Origin of the sequence: Fictibacillus sp. NRS-1165 (assembly GCF_050468105.1) — a bacterium.
In the GTDB taxonomy this organism is placed as follows: Bacteria; Bacillota; Bacilli; order Bacillales; family Fictibacillaceae; genus Fictibacillus_C; species Fictibacillus_C terrinigri.
The window spans coordinates 1-3371 of record NZ_JBDPNU010000070.1; the positions used below are offsets into that span (position 1 = coordinate 1).

Consider the following 3371-nt stretch of genomic DNA (forward strand, 5'->3'; position numbering starts at 1 on the left):
CCCTATAAACTGTAATGATTAAATTTACAGTGTAGCTAGAGGAAACGAGCTTAATTATTGTATCACATGCGCTTAATGAATTTTATAGATGATGACTCGGACGTGGAAAAACGTTCAAAGGAGGAAGGAAAACGATGATTGAAGTATTCGTTACAGTTAATTTTTTAGATAGAAATTATCAAACCAACGTTATTGTAAATAAAGAAATGACATGGAAAAAAATTAAAAAAATAGCAGAACAACAAGTCAAAAAACAATGGGATCTTTAAATGTATAACTGCCTATACAAGGCATCGAATTGCTTTTTCATTAGAAAAAGTGGTGACAGCTGTTTCCATTATTGCTTGACAAGCTAAACTGTAATATTTAATATTACATTATATTATAATTATTAAAAGGTGAAAAGGTAACTGTATATTAAAGGGCTTTTTTATTTCTTAGGGGGTAGGGCCATGAATAGTGATTTTACGCTTGCCATTCATAGTTTAACTTTTCTTGCGTTGCAGCTAGACCGGATGTCAACAAGTGATGCAATCTCAGAGAGTGCTGGTGTCCACCCGGTACGCATTCGTAAAGTGTTAAGCTTGTTAAAAAAACATGGATTTATAAAATCAAAAGAAGGAACCGGCGGCGGATTTATTTTTACTCTAGACCTTAGTGAAGTTAATCTTTGGGATATATATATGATAACCTCTGAAGGTGCTCTGCAGCCTAAGTGTCCTGATTCAAATGAAAATTGTATTGTGGGCGCGAATATGAAAAGAGTATTATTTACTATTTTCTTAGGTGCGGAGGAACATTTGGGTGAATTTTTAAAGAACTATACAATTAAAGAAGTAGTCGATCTTGTAAATCAAGAACAAAATAGCGGCTGTGATTGATGGCCGCAGACTTCTTTTTATTAAATGTAATAAAAAATATTACAGATTTATCTAGCTGATATATCCCCGATGACTGTAGCGTGATTGGATTAAGGGAACATCAGGGGACGGGAATTAATAATTGGTTATATTAATTCACAGAGTATTCTGGAGGAGTTGTTAAAGTAACGGTTGCTACGAGTGACAATCGTAAAACGCTTGGCAAAAAAATTCCGATTTTAAGTAAAAATGTTAGGAAACTGCCACTTTCTAAGGCGGTAAACAAGGAACAAATTATTATGTTTTTTTAAATTAAATTTCACCGGGTTTGGAAACTTTAATTTTTTTTTTTCGTGAAAAATTTGCGATTACCCAATATATTTTTTGAGGAGTGTTAAACATGGCTAATATGAAAGTAAATGTGAACGCTGTTTGGAATGACGGAGTAAAAGGGAATGGAACGCTTAATGCAAACTTCCTTGAAACAAAAATTGCTATACCTGCATCCATAGGAGGAAGCGGGGATGGAGCAAATCCAAAAGAGGTACTTGTTTCATCTGTGACAACTTGTTATACAGCAACTCTTGTGTTTGTGGTAGAAAGTAGAAAGTTACCTGTAGTGGAGCTTACGGTGGATTCTGAGGCTAACATTGCTGATAATGAGTTTAAAATTACGTATTATCCTCATATTGTTTTATCTTCTGATGCAACTCGAGAACAGATCGAATCAGCACAAAGAGCTGCAGAAGCGGCAGAAAAGGGATGCGAAGTGGGAAATCTATTGAAAAAAGCAGATGTTAAAATTGAGGTTCAACCCAAAGTTTCCTTTAAGTAAAGTATTGACCTGAATATTTATATAATTTGTTAGCGTAGAGGGGCAGGCAAAAAGGGAGCTTTGGATTCGAATTAGGGATGCCATTAAAGATGTACTTGATAGCTCTACATTTGATGATTTAGCCAAACATGGCGACGATGATGTTTCCGACGGCTATATGGTTTTATTTAATGGAAAAAATTTTTTAAGAAATTGAAGTCACTTCAGCATGTATGGGGTATTGGGCAGGTTGATGTCAACATTAGCCGGGTCGAAGCAAGCATCAGCTTCGACCCAAATATGGCGTCCTATGAGGATTTTCTTCAGGCCATCCATGAGAGAGGCTATGTTGTGGAGGATGCTCTTCAGTGATTCAGATGAAAAAAGGAGAACAAACGTATGAAAAAATGTGAAATCTGCGGATTGGTGGAGCCGCTCGAAAACCACGAAGCTGGCGATTCCCCGAAAATTCTTCATCTCTGTGAAAGCTGCCAAAATGACCGCAAGTTCGATGGATTAGATCATGTTTAAAAAGGAAAAACAGGTGAACCGGAATAAAGGTCACCTGTTTTTCCTTGTTCCTCTATTCGCATTTATTCGGAAGGAGTTGTTGCTTTATGGCAGTAAGATCTGTGCAAACAAAACTGGCGCCCGTCAATCTTCCCTCCATTGATTATATTGGTTTTCCAAAAATGTCATACATATGAATGCCATCGGACATGTCATAATGAATAAGCTTGCGCTGGGTTGGTCCGTTTTAATGATTTTATACTTCAATACCATAAATTCTTTGGAGCCTGCATGGTCGATTAATTCATCATCTCTCTTTCCCAGTAGGAAATTGGGCGCATCGTAATCAGACGGAGGATTAAAGGCCAACCGGAGCTCCAAATCGCAGCGGGCAATGGATACAGGTGAGGAGGATAGGACTTCATTAAAAGGTTCATTAAAATAGTTCGAGTAAAACCGTGCCGTATCAAAGTTTAGTACTTCGGCTATTCTTCTGGCGACTTCTTGGTTCGGGACCCTTTTTCCCCATTCAATTTGGGAGTAATAGCTCCTGTCGATAAAAGCAGCGGATGCGACTTTTCCCTGAGACATGTTTTTTTGCTATAACCATTTTCTCAATGTAACCACCTGAAACTTTTCATCTTTTTTTTAATGATTATAAACCTGGATGAAATCAAATCAATACTAATAATGTGAATTCATAATAAATTTTGGTCAAAAAAGGAAAAAACCACTTTATCTCTGTGTTTTAGATGATAAAGCGGTTTTTCAGGTTGGATTTACTCTATCCTTGTAATTAATTGGTCTTTGTAGGAAATATTGTAAAGCATACTTCATCCTCTGTTTGGAAAAATACCATTGTATTTACGATAAAAAGGAGGGGAATCTAAATGGATCAACAGAAAGTATTAGCTGCCCACGAGTCTTTGGACTTACATGAGACCATTAACTTTAAAACGCTTTGTATCGCCAAGTCTAAATTAATGCAAGGATTGGTTTTTGATGACGATTTGAGGAATTTAATGAAAAAAGATGTTCAACAATCATTGCAGGATCTTACTGAATTGCAAGCCCTCTATGAACGAGCACCTTTTCAAGCACCTGTTCCTCAAAATCGCCCAACCCCCATCGTTAATGGAAAGGAAGGAACCATTCATTGAATAATGATTATTTGGACCCAATAAACT

The 3371-nt window shown here is 36.7% G+C and carries 6 protein-coding genes; 5 read left to right on the forward strand and 1 reads right to left on the reverse strand.

Annotation, left to right across the window (positions count from 1 at the left end; genetic code table 11):
- The first annotated feature begins 134 nt into the window (after positions 1–134).
- The 4 genes from ABHN01_RS22955 (at position 135) to ABHN01_RS22970 (ending at position 2205) form a co-directional block, all read left to right on the forward strand.
- Positions 135–269, forward strand: coding sequence for a BA3454 family stress response protein (locus tag ABHN01_RS22955; protein ID WP_129479365.1), 135 nt, complete (start codon positions 135–137; stop codon positions 267–269).
- Positions 270–452: 183 nt separating this feature from the next.
- On the forward strand, positions 453–881 hold the full coding sequence (locus tag ABHN01_RS22960) for an RrF2 family transcriptional regulator (protein ID WP_429877460.1): 429 nt from the start codon (positions 453–455) through the stop codon (positions 879–881).
- Between the two features lie 379 nt (positions 882–1260).
- A complete protein-coding gene (locus ABHN01_RS22965; RefSeq protein WP_429877461.1) occupies positions 1261–1695 on the forward strand; it encodes an OsmC family protein in 435 nt (144 codons plus the stop codon).
- A 378-nt stretch (positions 1696–2073) separates the two neighbouring features.
- Positions 2074–2205, forward strand: a complete 132-nt coding sequence (locus ABHN01_RS22970) for a hypothetical protein (protein WP_429877462.1) — start codon at positions 2074–2076, stop codon at positions 2203–2205.
- Positions 2206–2328: 123 nt separating this feature from the next.
- Here ABHN01_RS22970 and ABHN01_RS22975 read toward each other — a convergent pair whose 3' ends face one another.
- Positions 2329–2775, reverse strand: a complete 447-nt coding sequence (locus tag ABHN01_RS22975; RefSeq protein WP_429877463.1) for a helix-turn-helix domain-containing protein — start codon at positions 2773–2775, stop codon at positions 2329–2331.
- A 299-nt stretch (positions 2776–3074) separates the two neighbouring features.
- Here ABHN01_RS22975 and ABHN01_RS22980 point away from each other — a divergent pair, with 299 nt between their 5' ends.
- On the forward strand, positions 3075–3344 hold the full coding sequence (locus ABHN01_RS22980; protein ID WP_429877464.1) for a spore gernimation protein GerQ: 270 nt from the start codon (positions 3075–3077) through the stop codon (positions 3342–3344).
- The last annotated feature ends 27 nt before the right edge of the window (positions 3345–3371 follow it).